16 protein-coding genes are annotated in these 16,894 nt (G+C 56.8%); 6 read left to right on the plus strand and 10 right to left on the minus strand.

What is annotated here, in order from left to right:
* The first annotated feature begins 11 nt into the window (after positions 1-11).
* Positions 12-734: a nicotinamide riboside transporter PnuC gene (gene pnuC / locus AAF463_RS05870; RefSeq protein ID WP_110865748.1), complete on the plus strand. Its 723-nt coding sequence runs from the start codon at positions 12-14 to the stop codon at positions 732-734.
* Here pnuC and zitB read toward each other — a convergent pair.
* The 4 genes from zitB to AAF463_RS05890 all read right to left on the minus strand — a co-directional run bounded on the left by zitB (position 728) and on the right by AAF463_RS05890 (position 5,774).
* A complete protein-coding gene (gene zitB, locus AAF463_RS05875) occupies positions 728-1,693 on the minus strand; it encodes a CDF family zinc transporter ZitB (protein WP_101763201.1) in 966 nt (321 codons plus the stop codon). The two genes, pnuC and zitB, sit on opposite strands and share 7 nt — an antisense overlap.
* Positions 1,662-4,748: an ATP-binding protein gene (locus AAF463_RS05880; protein ID WP_350261687.1), complete on the minus strand. Its 3,087-nt coding sequence runs from the start codon at positions 4,746-4,748 to the stop codon at positions 1,662-1,664. Before AAF463_RS05880 ends, zitB begins: the two co-directional genes overlap by 32 nt.
* Positions 4,730-5,314: a response regulator transcription factor gene (locus tag AAF463_RS05885; RefSeq protein ID WP_137385389.1), complete on the minus strand. Its 585-nt coding sequence runs from the start codon at positions 5,312-5,314 to the stop codon at positions 4,730-4,732. The genes AAF463_RS05880 and AAF463_RS05885 overlap by 19 nt, the downstream gene beginning before the upstream one ends.
* A gap of 103 nt (positions 5,315-5,417) precedes the next feature.
* A complete protein-coding gene (locus AAF463_RS05890) occupies positions 5,418-5,774 on the minus strand; it encodes a YbgS-like family protein (protein WP_192236776.1) in 357 nt (118 codons plus the stop codon).
* Between the two features lie 299 nt (positions 5,775-6,073).
* Between AAF463_RS05890 and aroG the strand changes: the two genes are divergently transcribed.
* Positions 6,074-7,126, plus strand: a complete 1,053-nt coding sequence (gene aroG, locus AAF463_RS05895) for a 3-deoxy-7-phosphoheptulonate synthase AroG (RefSeq protein WP_350261688.1) — start codon at positions 6,074-6,076, stop codon at positions 7,124-7,126.
* Positions 7,127-7,187: 61 nt separating this feature from the next.
* On the opposite strand, the gene gpmA is transcribed toward aroG, so the two are convergent.
* From gpmA to modE, 6 genes are all read right to left on the minus strand, one after another.
* Positions 7,188-7,940, minus strand: coding sequence for a 2,3-diphosphoglycerate-dependent phosphoglycerate mutase (gene gpmA / locus AAF463_RS05900; protein WP_008109047.1), 753 nt, complete (start codon positions 7,938-7,940; stop codon positions 7,188-7,190).
* A gap of 150 nt (positions 7,941-8,090) precedes the next feature.
* Complete coding sequence (gene galM, locus AAF463_RS05905) at positions 8,091-9,125, minus strand: galactose-1-epimerase (RefSeq protein ID WP_350261689.1); 1,035 nt, start codon at positions 9,123-9,125, stop codon at positions 8,091-8,093.
* Positions 9,119-10,267: a galactokinase gene (gene galK, locus AAF463_RS05910; RefSeq protein ID WP_350261690.1), complete on the minus strand. Its 1,149-nt coding sequence runs from the start codon at positions 10,265-10,267 to the stop codon at positions 9,119-9,121. Before galK ends, galM begins: the two co-directional genes overlap by 7 nt.
* Entirely contained in the window at positions 10,268-11,311 is a 1,044-nt protein-coding gene (gene galT, locus AAF463_RS05915) for a galactose-1-phosphate uridylyltransferase (RefSeq protein WP_350261691.1), read from the minus strand. It lies immediately after the preceding gene.
* Positions 11,312-11,602: 291 nt separating this feature from the next.
* On the minus strand, positions 11,603-13,075 hold the full coding sequence (gene modF / locus AAF463_RS05920; RefSeq protein ID WP_350261692.1) for a molybdate ABC transporter ATP-binding protein ModF: 1,473 nt from the start codon (positions 13,073-13,075) through the stop codon (positions 11,603-11,605).
* Between the two features lie 76 nt (positions 13,076-13,151).
* The gene (modE, locus tag AAF463_RS05925; RefSeq protein ID WP_350261693.1) at positions 13,152-13,934 is read right to left on the minus strand and encodes a molybdenum-dependent transcriptional regulator; all 783 of its coding nucleotides are present in this window, start codon (positions 13,932-13,934) and stop codon (positions 13,152-13,154) included.
* A gap of 118 nt (positions 13,935-14,052) precedes the next feature.
* On the opposite strand from modE, the gene AAF463_RS05930 reads away from it, so the two are divergent.
* The 4 genes from AAF463_RS05930 (at position 14,053) to modC (ending at position 16,860) form a co-directional block, all read left to right on the plus strand.
* Positions 14,053-14,211: an AcrZ family multidrug efflux pump-associated protein gene (locus tag AAF463_RS05930; protein WP_007890616.1), complete on the plus strand. Its 159-nt coding sequence runs from the start codon at positions 14,053-14,055 to the stop codon at positions 14,209-14,211.
* Positions 14,212-14,339: 128 nt separating this feature from the next.
* On the plus strand, positions 14,340-15,113 hold the full coding sequence (gene modA / locus AAF463_RS05935) for a molybdate ABC transporter substrate-binding protein (protein WP_217547225.1): 774 nt from the start codon (positions 14,340-14,342) through the stop codon (positions 15,111-15,113).
* Positions 15,110-15,802, plus strand: a complete 693-nt coding sequence (modB, locus tag AAF463_RS05940) for a molybdate ABC transporter permease subunit (RefSeq protein WP_192236612.1) — start codon at positions 15,110-15,112, stop codon at positions 15,800-15,802. Before modA ends, modB begins: the two co-directional genes overlap by 4 nt.
* Positions 15,802-16,860: a molybdenum ABC transporter ATP-binding protein ModC gene (modC, locus tag AAF463_RS05945; protein ID WP_350261694.1), complete on the plus strand. Its 1,059-nt coding sequence runs from the start codon at positions 15,802-15,804 to the stop codon at positions 16,858-16,860. Before modB ends, modC begins: the two co-directional genes overlap by 1 nt.
* Positions 16,861-16,894 lie beyond the last annotated feature (34 nt).

Raw genomic sequence — 16,894 nt, forward strand, 5'->3', positions numbered from 1 at the left:
AGGCACCTTATATGGACTTCTTTAGCACGCAAAATATTCTGGTTCACATTCCGCTCGGCGTTGGCGGCTACGATCTCTCATGGATCGAAGCCGTTGGCACCCTTGCGGGCCTGCTGTGCATCTGGCTCGCCAGCCTTGAGAAAATCATCAACTACTTTTTCGGGCTGATAAACGTCACGCTGTTCGCGGTGATTTTCTTCCAGATTCAGCTTTACGCCAGCTTGTTGCTGCAACTGTTTTTCTTCGTCGCCAACGTTTACGGCTGGTACGCGTGGAGTCGGCAAACCTCTAACAACGAAACGGAGCTGAGAATTCGCTGGCTGCCGCTGCCGAAAGCATTGGGTTGGGGCGCGGCGTGCGTGGTAGCGATTGCGCTGATGACGGTGTACATCGACCCGGTCTTTGCCTTCCTGACCAAAACAGCAGTCGGCATCATGCAAAGTCTGGGGCTTAACGTGGCGATGCCGCAACTGCAGCCGGATGCGTTCCCATTCTGGGATTCGTGCATGATGGTGCTATCGATTGTGGCGATGATTTTGATGACGCGAAAATATGTTGAGAACTGGCTGCTTTGGGTGGTGATCAACGTTATCAGCGTGATGATCTTTGCGCGTCAGGGCGTATATGCCATGTCACTGGAGTACGCGATTCTGACGCTGATTGCGCTTAACGGTTCGCGCCTGTGGATGCAAAGCGCACGCGAACATGGCTCGCGCGCGCTGTCCCATCAGTGATGATGAGCGTGACCTTCCAGCGCAGCATGATCGTGGTGATCGTGCTGCGCGGCGCTATTATCTAAACACAACTCGCAGTCCGGCCCGCTGCACGGCTGATATTCCATCTGCACCGTGGCGTGGGCAATCTGATAGTGCTCATGCAAATAGTGGTGAATGCGCTTAAGCAGGCCGTCATGATCGTATGGCGGAATCACCTGCACATGCAGCGTCAGCACCGGTTTTTCACCCACTTGCCACAAATGAACGTGATGCACGTTACGTACTTCATCGATATTGCGCGTCAGCTCGCGTGACAGTTTATCCGCGTTGATATGGCCCGGCGCACCTTCCAGCAACTCATGCAGGCTCTCGCGCAGCAGCGACCAGGCGCTACGTACCACCAGCAATGACACCAGCAGCGATAAAATTGGGTCGATTGGCGTCCAGCCGGTCAGCATGATGATCACCGCCGCGACAATCGCACCGACCGAACCCAGCAAATCGCCCAGCACATGCAATGCCGCCGCACGCACGTTGAGATTCTTCTCTTCGCTGCCGCGATGCAGCAGCCAGAACGACAGCAGATTGGCCAGCAAACCGGCAATGGCGATGCCGAGCATCAATCCGCCGGCAATCGGCTGGGGTTCATAGAAGCGACGCAGCGCTTCCCAGACAATCAGCACCGTAATCACCAATAGCGCAATGGCGTTGACGAACGCCGCTAAGGTGGTGAGACGCAGCAAGCCGAAGGTATGGCGCGCGTTAGGCTTGCGCTGAGCAAACTGCACCGCGAGTAACGCCATCAGCAGCGCGGCGGCATCGGTCAACATATGTCCGGCATCGGCCAGCAGCGCCAGCGAGCCAGAAACCAGCCCGCCGATCACTTCGGCCACCATAAACAGCGCCGTTACGCCAAACGCCGCGGCCAGTCGTTTGCGGTTGCCGTTAGCGGTCCCGTGAGAATGCGTGTGTGCCATAATTATCCAGTTGTTTAAGTAACCTGTTTGTTAATGATATCAGTAAATTGAGATCATCAAGCGGCAACTGCTGCTGTTTAACCTGCTCAATCAACTGCTGACAGCGCTCGGCTACCTCATCAATGCCCAGCATCAACCAGCTGCCCTTCATGCGGTGTGCAGCCTGTTCCAGCGCCGTCCAATTTTGTGTATCGCGCGCGTTCAACAGCAAATCCCGATCCTGTTGCAGCGTGCGCTGCAAGGTTTGACAGATGCGCGGAATAAATGCCTGATTATCCTGCGCCAGAATCAGTAAGCTGTTTGGCAAGACATCCAATGGATCTTTTACTGCGCGCGCCAGCAGCGGTGCCAGATGATCGAGCTCAATGGGTTTGAGCAGCAGAGCTTCGTCATCCAGCAAGGCGATTTTCAGCAACTGAACATCTGCAGAGCAGAGCACGCGCAGCGAGGTGCTGCCGCGCTGGCGCTGACGACGGCGCAGAATACGCAGCAGCGTTAAACCATCCGGGCGCGGCATCATCTGGTCGATAAACAGAATATCGAAGGCGCGCTGAGCATCGGCGCGCAGCAGCGCTCGGCCCTCTTCAAATACCTGCGCCTCAACGCCAAACATCGCCAGCTGCTGCTGCATCACCAAAAGATTGGTCGGGTGATCGTCCACAATGGCCACGCGCAGCTGCGGGTAAACAGGCCAGCTGGCTGTGCGCTCGGTTAACGGCTCTTGGCTCACGACTAATGGCAACTGCAAGCTGACCGTGGTGCCGCTGCCCGGTGCTGAAGTGAGCGTTAGCGTACCGCCCATTCGTTGCACAATCTCGCGACAGATAAACAAACCTAAGCCGCTGCCTTGCACCGCATGGCTTTTGCCGGACGGCGCCTGATACCACGGCTCAAACAGTTTTGCCTGCTCGTTAAGCGGGATGCCGCTGCCGGTGTCGGTGACCGTAAGCTGGATGTGCTCACTGACCGCCAGCGACAGGCGCACTTCGCCTTCGCGGGTAAACTTCAGGGCGTTGGCCACCAGATTATTCACCACCTGCTGCAGGCGATCGCCATCCAGCAACACGCTGGCAGGCAGCGGCGTCAGGGCTTCGGCAATCAGGTTCGGCCCGGCATCGCGCATTAAGGGATGATAAAACTGCTGCTGTTGCTGCAGCCAGAGCGTCAGATTGAGCGGACGCGGCGCCAGACGGAAGCTCTGGCTCTCAATACGCGCGTGATCCTGCAAGTCGTTCAATAGCGCCATCAGCGACCGCGCGCTGCTGTGCATCAGCGCCAGCCGTTCACTCGGATGCTGCTGCTGTTCCAGCTCCAGCAAACCGAGTATCGCCTGCATCGGCGTGCGCAGTTCGTGGCTGGCAGTGGCAAGAAACTGGCTTTTGGCGGCATTGGCGCGTTCGGCCTGCTCACGCTGCAATCGGTCACGGCGCTGCTGCCAGTAACGACGCGCCAGCAAGCCCAACAGCAACAGAATAATTACGCCTGCCGCAAGCAAAATCATCAGCGGAATATTGCGCATCGCCATCGTCGTGCCGGGCTGCGGCGGCTGTGACCAGCTGACGCGCATCTGGTTGAGCGTATCAGGCGGGATTTGCTGCAATGCATGGTCGAGCAGGGCGCGCAGCTCAGGCTGTTCAGCACTGACCTGCGGCGCCAGCGGCCAGGCGATATCGCTGGCAGCAAACGCCAGATGCACACGATTATCTTCGTGACTCGCCATACGCCAGCGGGCAGAGAGCACGTTATCTACCAGCGCATCGATCTGACCGTTATTCAGCGCTTGCCACAGCTGCGTCCGATCGTCGAACGGCTGCGGCGTAATACCTGACGGCAGCAAACGTATGGCGAGATCGTCGCGTAATACGCCCACGCGCTGGCCTTGTAACGATTGCCAGTTCATTGCCTGATGCGTGGCAAGCGTGTAAATGCCCCAAATGGCGCGCCATACCGGCAAAGTATTGCTGCCGGGATCGTCGCCATACAGCGGCTGCAACAGGTTGAGCATCACCTGCTGTTGCTGCAGTAGCGTGGCGGCCTGCTGCGGATTGTTGACCCAGCGCGGGGTAAAACGCAGGCCGGTACTTTGGCTCAGCGCGTTCAGCATGTCGATGCCGAAGCCGCGCGCGTTGCCGCTGCTGTCGCGATAACTCCAGGGCGCGTTATCCGCCTCAACCGCATACGGAATCTCAGTATGTTGCGCCAGCCACTGCTTTTCGCTGGCCGACAGCATCAGAGTTTGTGTGTCCTGATAACGCAGCAGCGGCGGGCTCCAGCGCTGCTGGACCCGACTGCTGAACTCGGCGGGCAGCAGGCGCAGCTGGCTGTTAAGCCAGTGGATCAGCGCGGCATTGCGCGTCATTGCGCGTAGCGTTAATTCGCCCGCGCCAGGATCGGCAGTGATTTGGTAAATTTGTCCTTGCTGCAGCTGGCCCAGCAAGAAACCGGCGCTGGCTTCATCGGCGACCAGATAATCGCTTTGCTGATTGAGCAGCGCATACAGCGCCTGCAGATCGCCCGGCAAGGTGTGCCAGCGATGCTGCTGCACAAATTCAGTGGGCAACTGCGCCAGCGTCGCTTCGGCAATGGTGAGCTGCGCGGTTTCGCTATTGAACATCACCGCGCGCTGATTATCCCGGTTGCGATAGATGCGAATCGGGCTGCTGTACCAGCTGTCGCTGAGCAGCACATCGGATGGGAGCTGGGCATGTTGATTACTCAACACCAAATCCACCTCGCCGCGCTGCAAGGCTGCCAGTTGCTGCGCGCGATCGGCATAGCTTTGCAGCGTGAAATGCGTACCGGTCAACTGGCTTAGGGCGCTGAGATAGTCGGCGTCGATGCCCCAGAGGTGATCGCCAATGCGCATCGCCCAGGGTGCGCTGTTTTGTGCCGGCACCGCGACGCGCAACGTTGCGCCAGGCCACGGCTCGGCGTGTGGGGCTGGCATCATCGCGGGTAACATCACGCTGCTGGCGGGTTGCAGATCGGCTTTCGCCATCACACTCAGCAGCAGCGTACACAGCAGCAAACAGATCCTCACTGCTGCGCTTTCCACAGCTCAGCCAGCTCAACCACCGACTGTACGCCGGTTTTCTCCAGGATGTTCTTCTTGTGGGTGCTAACGGTTTTATTGCTGATATGCAGCTGTTCGCCAATCTGCAGATTCGAAAGGCCGCGCACCAGCAGCGCTACAATCTGCTGCTCTTTTTCGGTTAACGGCAGTTCGATACGTTCCGGCAGCGGCGGAAAAGCCTGCTGGCCGCCTAGCACCGCCAGAATCGCGCTCAGCAGTTGCGCCATGCTTTGGCTTTTCACCACGTAACCAGCAGCGCCAAGCGACACGGCGCTGAGCAGCGTGTGGCGGCTCTGCTGCGCGGAATAGATCAACACCGGGCAGTGCTGATTACGCACGCGCAACCGGCGCAGCAGTTCGAGTCCGTCGCAATCGGGTAAACCGATATCCAGCACAATTAAATCGATGGGATGTTGTTGAAGCAGTTGGCGCGCCTGCGCTTCGTCGCCAGCGGCGTGAATGTTCAACGTGATAGGAGCGTTAACGCAAGCCGCTTCCAGTGCGACGGCAACTAACGGGTGATCATCAATAAGCAGCAATGAAGCCATGAAACAGTTCCTGTGAATTTCATTGCTTCAGCATAGCGGAAAAGGGCGGGGGGCAAAATAAAAGGGAGAGCCGAAGCTCTCCCTTGATCAAACAGAAGGAAACTTATTGCGAAGTACCGTCTGTTTTATGTTTCACGTGGCCGCCACCCTCTTTGGTGTCGACTTTTTTATTCATGTCCGGGCATTTGCCGTCTTTGCACATGCTGTTTTTGTGCACCTGGTTGGCTGACATATTGCTTGAGTCAGTGCCTGACGTTGCTGCGCTGTTGGTATTGGTGCTACCGCTGTTAATTTTGCTGTTATCAACATTATTTGGTGGCAGATTTTGTTTTGCACCGCCAGCTGCTGCACCGGCTTCAGCTGAAGCGTTGGCCGCACCATTGTTGTTATCCGCAGCCATTACAGCACCGCTACCCATGGTCATCGCTGCTGTCAGAAAGATCATTGCAAACTTATTCATCATTATGCTCCAGTAATTAATGGATAGTTGCCGTCTAACACCCGCTGGTGTTGAGTGACGAAAATAGCGTGCCGCGATGGAATAAAATCCACCTTATACGCTTCACTTAAAAATTTAATTTTGCAAACACATCATTCCTTAGTGCTTACATTTAAAAAGCTTAGTGCATGGATATATAAATGCAAATTTGAGATGTACATTTTAAGCGCGGTGCGTAATTTACACCCACCGCGCGAAGGGCTAAAGTGGGCGGGTTGCGCCCGACGGACGTTGGGCCAGAAATTTGAATGGAATTGTGTATGGATTACCAGAACGATGATTTACGCATCAGAGAGATCAAAGAGTTACTGCCTCCTGTTGCTTTGCTTGAAAAATTCCCCGCCACCGATAAAGCGGCTGCAACCGTAGCGCAGTCACGTCAGGCGATTCACCGCATTCTGCATGGCGAAGACGATCGTCTGCTGGTGGTGATCGGTCCGTGCTCAATTCACGATACCCAGGCTGCGCAAGAGTATGCGACGCGCCTGCTGGCACTGCGTGATGAGCTGAAAGACGATCTCGAAGTGGTGATGCGCGTTTACTTTGAAAAACCGCGCACCACGGTGGGCTGGAAAGGGCTGATCAACGACCCGTTTATGGATGGCAGCTTCCAGATCAATGACGGCCTGCGCCTGGCGCGCAAGCTGCTGGTGGATATCAACGATATCGGGTTGCCAGCCGCCGGTGAGTTCCTCGATATGATCACGCCACAATATATGGCCGACCTGATGAGCTGGGGCGCGATTGGCGCACGTACCACCGAATCGCAGGTGCATCGCGAACTCTCTTCCGGCCTCTCTTGCCCGGTGGGCTTCAAAAACGGTACCGACGGCACCATCAAAGTGGCGATTGACGCCATCGGTGCGGCCAGCGCGCCACACTGCTTCCTGTCAGTCACCAAATATGGTCACTCGGCGATTGTCGAAACCAGCGGTAACGAAGACTGCCACATCATCCTGCGCGGCGGCAAAGAGCCGAACTACAGCGCCGAACACGTGGCGGCCGTGAAAACCGGTCTGGAGAAAGCAGGCTTGCGTCCGCAAGTGATGATCGACTTCAGCCATGCTAATAGCAGCAAGCAGTTCCAACGTCAGATGGTGGTTGCCGACGACGTGGCACAGCAAATTGCCGGTGGTGAGCAGGCGATTACTGGCGTGATGATCGAGAGTCATCTGGTGGAAGGTAATCAGAGCCTCGAAAGCGACAAACCGCTGGTGTACGGCCAGAGCGTGACCGATGCCTGTATCGGCTGGGAAGACACTGAGAAGGCGTTGCGTCAGCTGGCTCAGGCGGTCAAACAGCGCCGCAGCTAAGCCAATGCGGCAATAAAAAAGGCCAGACTTGCGTCTGGCCTTTTTGCGTTTCAGCGTTCGCTTACTTCGCTTTACCCTGGTTTGCTACGGCTGCGGCTTTCGCAGCAATCTCGTCAGCATCACCCAGATAGTAACGCTTGAGCGGCTTGAAGTTCTCATCGAACTCATACACCAACGGCACGCCAGTTGGGATGTTCAGTTCGAGGATCTCGTCTTCGCTCAGGTTGTCGAGGTATTTAACCAGCGCACGCAGTGAGTTGCCGTGTGCAGCAACGATCACTTTCTCACCGCTCTTAATGCGCGGCAGAATGCTTTCGTTCCAGTAAGGAATCACGCGTTCGATGGTCAGCGCCAGGCTTTCGGTGGTTGGCAGCTGCGCGTCAGTCAGTGAAGCGTAACGCGGATCGTGGCCTGGGAAACGCTCATCAGCGCGATCCAGTTCTGGTGGCGTGATAGCAAAGCCACGACGCCACTGTTTCACTTGCTCGTCACCGTATTTAGCGGCGGTTTCTGCTTTATCCAGACCTTGCAGCGCACCGTAGTGACGCTCGTTCAGACGCCAGGTTTTTTCAACCGGCAGCCAAGCCTGATCCAACTCATCCAGCACATTCCACAGGGTGTGAATAGCGCGCTTCAGCACTGAGGTGTAAGCGAAATCAAACACGAAACCTTCTTTTTTCAGCAGCTGACCGGCTGCTTTGGCTTCAGTGCGACCTTTGTCAGACAGGTCAACGTCGTACCATCCGGTGAAGCGGTTTTCCTGGTTCCACTGGCTTTCGCCGTGTCGCACCAGTACCAGCTTAGTTACGGCCATAGCTTTACTCCTTAATGCTCGATTTACGATTAGTATTGAAACCGGCTGCGGCCACTGAGAAGCGGCTCACTAATAGCGCCATACCATAGCGGAAAACAACGCACGGCGTAAGCCTGTCGGCAGCGCAGTGCGCGTTTTTCATCCGGTCGCTCAGTGCGGCGTGAAGCGATAACGCGTCACGGACTGCCAGCTGTCGCCGGGTTGCAGCCAGCAATCGGGCTGCGGCCACTCTGCATGGTTAGGCGAATCCGGTAAAAATTCGCTCTCCAGAGCGATGCCCTGGAAAGCAGTATAGCTGTCCTGCTCACGGGCGCGTGTTCCCGCCAGATAGTTGCCGGTGTAGAACTGCAGCGCCGGAGCGGCAGTAAACACGCTCAGCTCCAGCTTGCCATCGGCAGACCATAAATGGGCGGCGGGCTGGCTGCTGTCGCCAGCGGTGTTAAGCAAAAAGGCGTGGTCATAGCCTTTCACCGCTTTTTGATCGTCATCGGCGAGGAACTCATCGGCGACGCGCTTCGGCTGGCGGAAATCAAAACTGTTTCCCGCCACCTCTTTCAGCGGCGCGTTAGGAATGCCTTCGCTGTCCACCGGCAGGTAACGATCGGCGTGCAGTTGTAAGCGATGCTGGCGCGCATCACCATGATGCGCATCAAGATTAAAGTAAGCATGGTTGGTGAGATTGACCGGGCAAGGCTTGTCGGTTTGCGCTTCATAGCGAATCGACAAGCAATTATCGTCATCAAGTTGATAGATGACATTGGCGATCACATTGCCGGGATAACCCTGATCGCCATCGGGCGAATCGAGGCGATAGTGCACCTCGCTTTCGCTCTGACTGAGAATCTGCCAGCGACGTTTATCGAAACCTTGCGGCCCGCCGTGCAGCTGATGTGCGCCCTGATTAGCCGCCAGCTGTAGATTGAGTTGCTTAAGTTCGGCCGAGGCGATGCGGTTCGCGTAGCGGCCAATCGTCGCGCCAAGATAAGCATCCTGATGCAGATAACCGGACGGCGTGGCACAGCCGAGCAGCGCTTCACGCACGCTGTGATCCAACATTGGCACGCGCGCTGACAGCCAGGTCGCGCCCCAATCCATAAAAGTAGCCACCATGCCGTTGCGATTGCGCAGCACAGTGATGCGCCACGGTTGCCCGTCTGGCGCGTGTGAATTCACATCACTTACCATTGGCCTGCTCCTGCGGACGCTTTGCACACGTAGAAGGTCTCTTTGATGCCGGTTTGCGCTTCATACTTCTCGGCCACCGCCGCTTTCACCGCATCGACCAGATCGGTTGGTATCAGCGCCACGATGCAGCCACCGAAACCGCCGCCGGTCATACGCACGCCGCCGCGCGGGCCGATTTCTGTTTTCACAATCTCAACCAGCTGATCGATTTGCGGCACGGTGATTTCGAAATCGTCACGCATCGAGGCGTGCGATTCGGCCATCAGTTCGCCCATGCGTTTCAGATCGCCCGCGCTTAACGCATCGGCGGCTTCCAGCGTGCGCGCATTTTCGCTAATCACGTGACGCACGCGTTTTGCCACCAACGCATCCAGCTCACCAGCAGAGGCTTCAAACTCTTCCAGCGTCACATCGCGCAGCGCCGGTTTATTGAAGAAGCGTGCGCCAGTTTCACACTGTTCACGACGCGTATTGTATTCGCTGCCCACCAGGCTACGACGGAAGTTGGAGTTGATGATCACCACCGCGACATCTTCCGGCATTGATACCGCGCGCGTGCCGAGCGTACGACAATCCAGCAGCATGGCGTGATCCGGCTGACCGAGCGCCGAGATCAGCTGATCCATGATGCCGCAGTTGCAGCCGACAAACTGGTTTTCCGCTTCCTGACCGTTCACCGCAATCGCTGCGCCATCGAGGTTTAATGCATACAGCTGCTGGAATACGGTACCTACCGCCACTTCCAGCGACGCCGAAGAACTCAGGCCCGCGCCTTGTGGCACGTTGCCGCTGATCACCATATCCACGCCGCCAAAGCTGGCATCGCGTTTTTGCAGATGTTTCACCACGCCGCGCACGTAGTTGGCCCACATTGGCTCTTTCAGCGGCTCAATCGGCGCATCCAGCGAGAAGCTGTCCTGCTGATTGTCGTAATCGACGGCAATCACGCGCACCTGGCGATCGTCGCGTTTGGCGCAGGCAATCACGGTTTGATAATCGATGGCGCACGGCAGCACAAAGCCATCGTTGTAGTCGGTGTGTTCGCCAATCAGATTGACGCGGCCCGGTGCCTGAACGCTGTGTGTCGCCTGATAGCCGAAAGTGTCAGCGAAAACCTGTTGAGTAATGGATTTTAATGACATTTATTGCGCCTCGCGGAAATGGACATCGCTGACAGAACGCAGACGTTCAGCTGCCTGTTCCGCCGTTAAATCACGTTGAATTTCGGCCAGCATTTCATAGCCAACCATAAATTTGCGTACCGTGGCTGAACGCAGCAGCGGCGGATAGAAGTGTGCGTGCAGCTGCCAGTGATCGTTGGCTTCGCCGTTGAACGGCGCGCCGTGCCAACCCATCGAATAGGGGAAAGAGCACTGGAACAGGTTGTCGTAGCGGCTGGTGAGCTGCTTAAGCGCCAGCGCCAGATCGGTGCGCTGCGGCTCGGAGAGATCGGTGATGCGTTTCACATGGGCTTTCGGCAGCAGCAAGGTTTCAAACGGCCACGCCGCCCACCACGGCACCACGGCCAGCCAGTGTTCGGTTTCCACCACCGTACGGCTGCCATCGCTCAACTCGCGCGCAGCGTAATCGACCAGCAGCGGCGTGCCTTTCTCGGCAAAATAGTGACGTTGGTTGTCATCTTCTTTCTGCGCTTCGTTTGGCAGGAAGCTGTTGGCCCAAATCTGGCCATGCGGATGCGGGTTGGAGCAGCCCATCGCCGCACCTTTGTTTTCAAACACCTGCACCCACGGATAGTGCTGACCGAGATCGGCAGTCTGTTCCTGCCAGGTCCGCACGATATCTTCCAGCCCGCTCAGCGGCAGTTCCGGCAGCGTTTTGCTGTGATCCGGCGAGAAGCAGATCACCCGGCTGGTACCGCGCGCGCTTTCGCAGCGCATCAACAGATCGTCGCTTTGCGGTGCGTCTGGCGTGTTAGTCATCAGCGCGGCAAAGTCATTGGTGAACACGTAAGTGCTTTTATAGTTGGGGTTTTTGTCACCGGTAATGCGGGTGTTTCCAGCACAAAGGAAGCAGTCAGGATCGTGCGCTGGCAGTTGCTCCAGTGCCGGGGTTTCCTGCGCACCTTGCCACGGGCGCTTAGCGCGATGGGGTGAGACCAGCACCCATTGATCGATCAATGGGTTATAACGGCGATGCGGATGATCGACCGGGTTAAATTTTTCCATGATGAGTCCTGGTAAACGGCAAACAGATAAAAATGATTTTGATCAAAGTAGCACAAAGACCAGCGTGAAAGCGTGATCCAGTCTGGATAAATGGTATCGTTTACACAAGGTGACGATTCTCATTTTGTGGGGTTGTTGCGTGTGTTTGTTGAATTACCAGGCGATGAAATGGTAACGCTTACATTGCCTTCATACTCCGAACTGCTGCTGCTTGCCGCAGCTCGAATTATTTTGGCAATGGCGCTATGCACGTTAGATGTTTGTAGGATTGCCACTTATGGCAACCGCTATTTAACGCAGCGACTCTTGCAGGAAACCGTAACCCTGTTCCTGCGCGACAAAACTCAGGCGATGGGTGATGCACTGCGGCGCATCCTCGGCGTGGTGGGAGACAAACAGCAGTTGCGTACGGCCTTCGCCAATCAGCACATCAACAAAGCGGCGCACTAGCTGACGGTTAATCGGATCGAGCCCCTGCAACGGTTCATCGAGAATGAGTAGCGTGGGATGTTTCACCAGCGCGCGCGCAATCAGCACCAGCCGCTGCTGGCCCCACGACAAACTGTGGAACGGCGCATCCGCCAGCTGATTATCCATACCGAGCAGCGCCAGCCACTGACGCGCCAGCGCTTTTTGCCGATCGGACACCGCCTGATACAGACCAATCGAATCGAAGAAGCCGGAGAGCACCACGGTGCGCACATTACAGCTGACGCGATAATCGAGGTGCAGGCTGCTGCTGACGTAACCGATGTGCTGCTTGATGTCCCAGATGGTTTCACCGCTGCCGCGTCGGATGCCGAACAGCGTCAAATCGTTGCTGTAACCCTGCGGATGATCGCCGGTTACCAAACTGAGCAGGGTGGATTTACCCGCACCGTTCGGCCCCACAATCTGCCAGTGTTCACCGGGATTAACCTGCCAGTTCAGGCCATCAATCACCGCTTTGTCGTTGTACGACACCACGCCGTTGCGCAGTATCACGCGCGGCGCATCTTCGGCCAGCTGCGGCAGTTGATCGGGTTGATCCGCCTGCGGCAGCGCCATGCCAGCAAGCTTCTCGCTGTGCGCCAGCTGCGCCACCAGCGCTTCGGCCAGAATCGCGCGCCGTTCGCCCACGTGGGTTAACGTGCATTCGGCTAACACGCCGATCTTCTCGACAAAATCGGGAATATCATCAAAGCGATTGAGCACCAGCACCACGCTAAAACCGCTTCGATGCAGATCGTTGAGGGTTTGCGCCAGGCTGGCGCGCGACGCCACATCCAGCCCATCGAAAGGTTCATCGAGGATCAGCAGATCCGGCTGCGCCATCAGCGCCTGGCACAACAGCGTTTTGCGCGTCTCGCCGGTGGAGAGATATTTGAACCGGCGATCGAGCAGATAAGTGATGCCAAACTGCTGCGCCAGCGCCTGACAACGCGCCGCATCTTGCACTTCATCCTGAATGATCTGTGCGGCGGTGCGACCGGTATCGTCTTCGCCTTCACTTAGCAAATCGGTGTTGTTGCGTTCCCACTCATCGCTGACCAGTTTCTGTAGCTGCTCCAGCGACAGGCGCGTACGGCGTTGAAAATCCTGCTGCACGCTGCCTTTACCGGGCTGCAACTCGCCGGAAAGGGCGCGCGCCAGCGATGACTTGCCGCTGCCGTTGGCGCCGACAAACGCCCAGCTTTCGCCGCTGTTGAGGGTTAAATCGTTAAGGGACAGTGCTCGGGTGTCGCTAAGGTGAAACGTACCTTGCGAAATTTGCAATGAAGCCATGATCTATTCCGTTTTATGCATCGTGTTGTCCAGTTTTAGCCAGCGATGCAGGCGAAGTCAAATCATGGCGTGGATTTCAGAGCAGTGTGGCGATGATGGCGTGTTCGGCATTAAAACTGGCGGTGACGCTGGCGCCAACCTGCAGATTCTGCTGTTTCACCGCCTCATTGGTGACGGTCGCGCACAGCGTTTCGCCACTCGGCAACACCATCAATACTTCGCTAAGCTGATCGCCGGGCTCAATTGCGCTGATCTGCGCAGCCAGTTGATTGTCGCTGCTGGCGGCGGCGTGACTGACGTGAATCCACGGTGCTTTAATCAGCACCAGCACCTCTTTGCCGCTGTCGAGCTGCAAGCGTTCGGCACTGTGTGCGGTGATCGCCACCTGCAGGCGCGTTACGCCATCGGCGAGCAGCACCTCAAGATGCTGCTGCACCTGCTGATGATCGCTGGCCAGCACCGTACCAAACAGCTGATTGCGCGCGCTGGTTTGCAGCGAGAAACGCGCAATCGCCGCCAGCAAACTGTCGAGCGGCAAGCTGTCGTTTTGCAGCACATCGAAGGCCTTTTGTTGAATCTGCTCCATCAACTGGAACAGCTGAATCAGCCGCTCGCCATAACGCGTCAGCTGCGCGCCGCCGCCGCCTTTGCCGCCGGTGGCGCGATCCACCAGCGTTTTGTCGGCCAGCTGATTCATCTCATTGATCGCATCCCAGGCACTTTTATAACTGATGCCCGCCAGTTTCGCGCCCTGGCTGATGGAGCCGGTTTGCTGCACGCGTTTCAGTAATTCGATACGACGCGGATCGGCAAACAGTTTTTGCTGAAGACGAATATGGAGAGAAAGTTCTGCCTGCATGTCAGCTCCTTAGGTTAATCCGCTCAGTTTACTGCTTAAAAGTAAAAGCACGAAAAGGGCAGTGCGTTTTTTTCGCTAACCGTTACAATTACTTTTTTATTTTCTGCGTGAGGTTTCCATGCTGGAACTGTTAAAAAGCCTGGCTGTGGCTATCATCATGGTGCCGATTGTGATGGCGATTATGCTCGGTTTGATTTACGGCCTGGGTGAAGTTTTCAACGTCATCTCAAAATTTGGCCGCCGCGACGATCGTCCTGCCAACAGCTCACAACACTAATTTCTCAACGCCCGCTTCCTGCGGGCGTTTTGTTTCTGAACTTCCGTAAAATCCTGCCGATATAAAGCTCATGACGCATTTGCGCGTACGTTGTATTATCAAATATATAACGTAACAAGGAGCAACAAATGCGAACCATCAAGTACCGTTGGGCTGCTGCAACCGTTTTAAGCGTTTCATTGGCCGGTCATGCCGCGGCCGCAGAGAAAATCACCGTGTTTGCAGCAGCATCGCTGACCAATGCGCTGCAGGACATTGCGACGCAGTACCAGAAGAAAAGCGGTGTAGAAGTGGTATCCTCTTTTGCCTCTTCTTCGGTGCTGGCGCGCCAGATCGATCAGGGCGCACCGGCCGATCTGTTCATCTCTGCCGATCAGCAGTGGATGGACGATGTGGTGGCAAAAAACAGCGTGGTGAGCAGCACGCGCTATACGCTGCTTGGCAACGATTTAGTGCTGATTGCACCGAAAAGCGACGCGGCTAAAGCGGTCACCCTTGATAGCAAAACCGACTGGAAACGCCTGCTGAAAGGCGAGCGTCTGGCGGTGGGCGATCCGGATCACGTGCCGGCCGGCATTTATGCCAAAGAAGCATTACAAAAACTCGGCGCGTGGGACGCTTTATCCCCGCAGCTGGCGCCAGCCAACAACGTGCGCGCCGCGCTAGCATTGGTTGAGCGTAACGAAACGCCGTACGGCATCGTGTATGGTTCGGACGCGGTGGCCAGCCAAAAAGTGCAGGTCGTAGGACGATTCCCGGAAGATAGCCACAAGCCAGTGGAATATCCGATGGCGATTGTCAAAGAACATCAGAACGCAACGGTGGAAGCCTTCTACAACTATTTGCAGGGGCCGGATGCCGCTGCCGTGTTTAAACAGTATGGATTCACGCCGAAGAAATGATATTGAGCGATCCCGAATGGCAGGCCGTTTTTCTTAGCCTGAAAGTGTCCTGCGTAGCTGTGATATGCAGCTTGCCGTTTGGCATCCTGATGGCCTGGATTCTGGCGCGCTGCCGCTTTCCGGGCAAAACCCTGTTGGACAGCATCGTCCACCTGCCGCTGGTGCTGCCACCGGTGGTGGTCGGCTATCTGCTGCTGATCGCCTTAGGCCGGCGCGGTTTTATTGGCGAATGGCTGTATGACTGGTTCGGTTTCACCTTTGCCTTTAGCTGGCGCGGCGCGGTGATCGCTTCGGCGGTGATGGCGTTTCCGCTGATGGTGCGTGCAATTCGTCTTGCGCTGGAAGCGGTGGATACCAAACTGGAGCTGGCCGCACGCACGCTGGGTGCCGGGCGCTGGCGCGTATTTTTCACCATCACGCTTCCGCTCACCTTGCCGGGCATTATTGTTGGCACGGTGCTGGCCTTTGCCCGTTCGCTGGGTGAATTTGGTGCCACCATCACATTTGTCTCCAACATTCCCGGCGAGACGCGCACCATTCCGTCGGCGATGTTTACCCTGATTGAAACGCCGGGCGCGGAAGGCACCGCCGCGCGCCTCTGTGCGGTGGCGATTGCGCTGGCGCTGATGTCGTTAGTGGCATCGGAAATGCTGGCGCGCTGGGGCCGTAAACGGCTGGGAGCGGCATAATGCTCAATCTGCAACTTTCTCAGCAGTTGGGCGAGCACCTGCTCGACGTTAACATTAATGTTCCCGCCAGCGGCATTACCGCCATTTTCGGCGTGTCGGGTGCGGGCAAAACCTCGTTGATTAACGCGATTGGCGGATTAACCCAGCCGCAGAGCGGGCGTATTGAGTTAAACGATCGCCTGCTGTTCGATTCGGCCACGCGCGTGAATTTGCCGCCGGAAAAGCGCCGTATCGGCTATGTGTTTCAGGACGCGCGGCTGTTTCCACATTATCGCGTGCGCGGCAATCTGCAATACGGCATGGCGGCCTCAATGAAGCCGCAGTTCAACGCGCTGGTGGCGCTGCTGGGTTTAGAATCGCTGCTGACGCGTTTTCCTGCGTCGCTTTCGGGCGGTGAAAAACAGCGCGTGGCGATAGGCCGCGCGTTGCTGACGGCGCCCGATATTCTGCTGATGGATGAGCCGCTGGCGTCGCTTGATCTGCCGCGCAAACGTGAGCTGATGCCCTATCTGCAAAAGCTGGCGAAGCAGGTCGATATTCCCATTCTTTACGTATCGCACAGCCTCGATGAAATCCTGCAGCTGGCGGATAACGTGCTGGTGCTGGATGCCGGCCAGGTGAAAGCCTTTGGTCCGCTGGAAAAAGTGTGGAGCAGTTCGGCGATGCGTCCGTGGCTGCCGCTCGCCGAGCGCACCAGCGTGCTGCGCGTGCAGGTGCTGGAGCAGCATCCTGATTACCCAATGACCGCGCTGTCGCTTGGCGATCAGCATATTTGGGTGAGCCGGGTGAATCAGCCGCTGAAAACGCCGCTGCGTATTCGCATCGCCTCAGCCGATGTGTCGCTGGCATTGCAGCCGCCGCATAACACCTCGATCCGCAATATATTGCCGGCACAGGTGGTTGAGCTGCTGGAGATTGACGATCAGGTGGAAGTGAAGCTGCGCATTGGCATCAGCGAGTTGTGGGCACGCATTTCGCCGTGGGCGCGCGATGAGCTGGGCATTCGACCGGATCAGTGGCTGTATGCGCAGATCAAGAGCGTGTCGATAGCAGCGTAAATGGATTCATTGCGCGGTGTGAGAAAAATCCGCG

It is taken from the genome of Pantoea sp. BJ2, from assembly GCF_040255075.1.
GTDB lineage: Bacteria > Pseudomonadota > Gammaproteobacteria > Enterobacterales > Enterobacteriaceae > Pantoea > Pantoea leporis.

What these genes read in the sequence shown, in the direction of transcription:
- galK (WP_350261690.1), bottom strand. Translation starts at nt 10,267, where the DNA reads ATGTCATTAAAATCCATTACTCAACAGGTTTTCGCTGACACTTTCGGC.
- modF (WP_350261692.1), bottom strand. Translation starts at nt 13,075, where the DNA reads ATGGCTTCATTGCAAATTTCGCAAGGTACGTTTCACCTTAGCGACACC.
- zitB (WP_101763201.1), bottom strand. Translation starts at nt 1,693, where the DNA reads ATGGCACACACGCATTCTCACGGGACCGCTAACGGCAACCGCAAACGA.
- galM (WP_350261689.1), bottom strand. Translation starts at nt 9,125, where the DNA reads ATGGTAAGTGATGTGAATTCACACGCGCCAGACGGGCAACCGTGGCGC.
- modB (WP_192236612.1), top strand. Translation starts at nt 15,110, where the DNA reads ATGATATTGAGCGATCCCGAATGGCAGGCCGTTTTTCTTAGCCTGAAA.
- modE (WP_350261693.1), bottom strand. Translation starts at nt 13,934, where the DNA reads ATGCAGGCAGAACTTTCTCTCCATATTCGTCTTCAGCAAAAACTGTTT.
- modC (WP_350261694.1), top strand. Translation starts at nt 15,802, where the DNA reads ATGCTCAATCTGCAACTTTCTCAGCAGTTGGGCGAGCACCTGCTCGAC.
- aroG (WP_350261688.1), top strand. Translation starts at nt 6,074, where the DNA reads ATGGATTACCAGAACGATGATTTACGCATCAGAGAGATCAAAGAGTTA.
- gpmA (WP_008109047.1), bottom strand. Translation starts at nt 7,940, where the DNA reads ATGGCCGTAACTAAGCTGGTACTGGTGCGACACGGCGAAAGCCAGTGG.
- AAF463_RS05930 (WP_007890616.1), top strand. Translation starts at nt 14,053, where the DNA reads ATGCTGGAACTGTTAAAAAGCCTGGCTGTGGCTATCATCATGGTGCCG.
- galT (WP_350261691.1), bottom strand. Translation starts at nt 11,311, where the DNA reads ATGGAAAAATTTAACCCGGTCGATCATCCGCATCGCCGTTATAACCCA.
- pnuC (WP_110865748.1), top strand. Translation starts at nt 12, where the DNA reads ATGGACTTCTTTAGCACGCAAAATATTCTGGTTCACATTCCGCTCGGC.
- modA (WP_217547225.1), top strand. Translation starts at nt 14,340, where the DNA reads ATGCGAACCATCAAGTACCGTTGGGCTGCTGCAACCGTTTTAAGCGTT.
- AAF463_RS05885 (WP_137385389.1), bottom strand. Translation starts at nt 5,314, where the DNA reads ATGGCTTCATTGCTGCTTATTGATGATCACCCGTTAGTTGCCGTCGCA.
- AAF463_RS05890 (WP_192236776.1), bottom strand. Translation starts at nt 5,774, where the DNA reads ATGAATAAGTTTGCAATGATCTTTCTGACAGCAGCGATGACCATGGGT.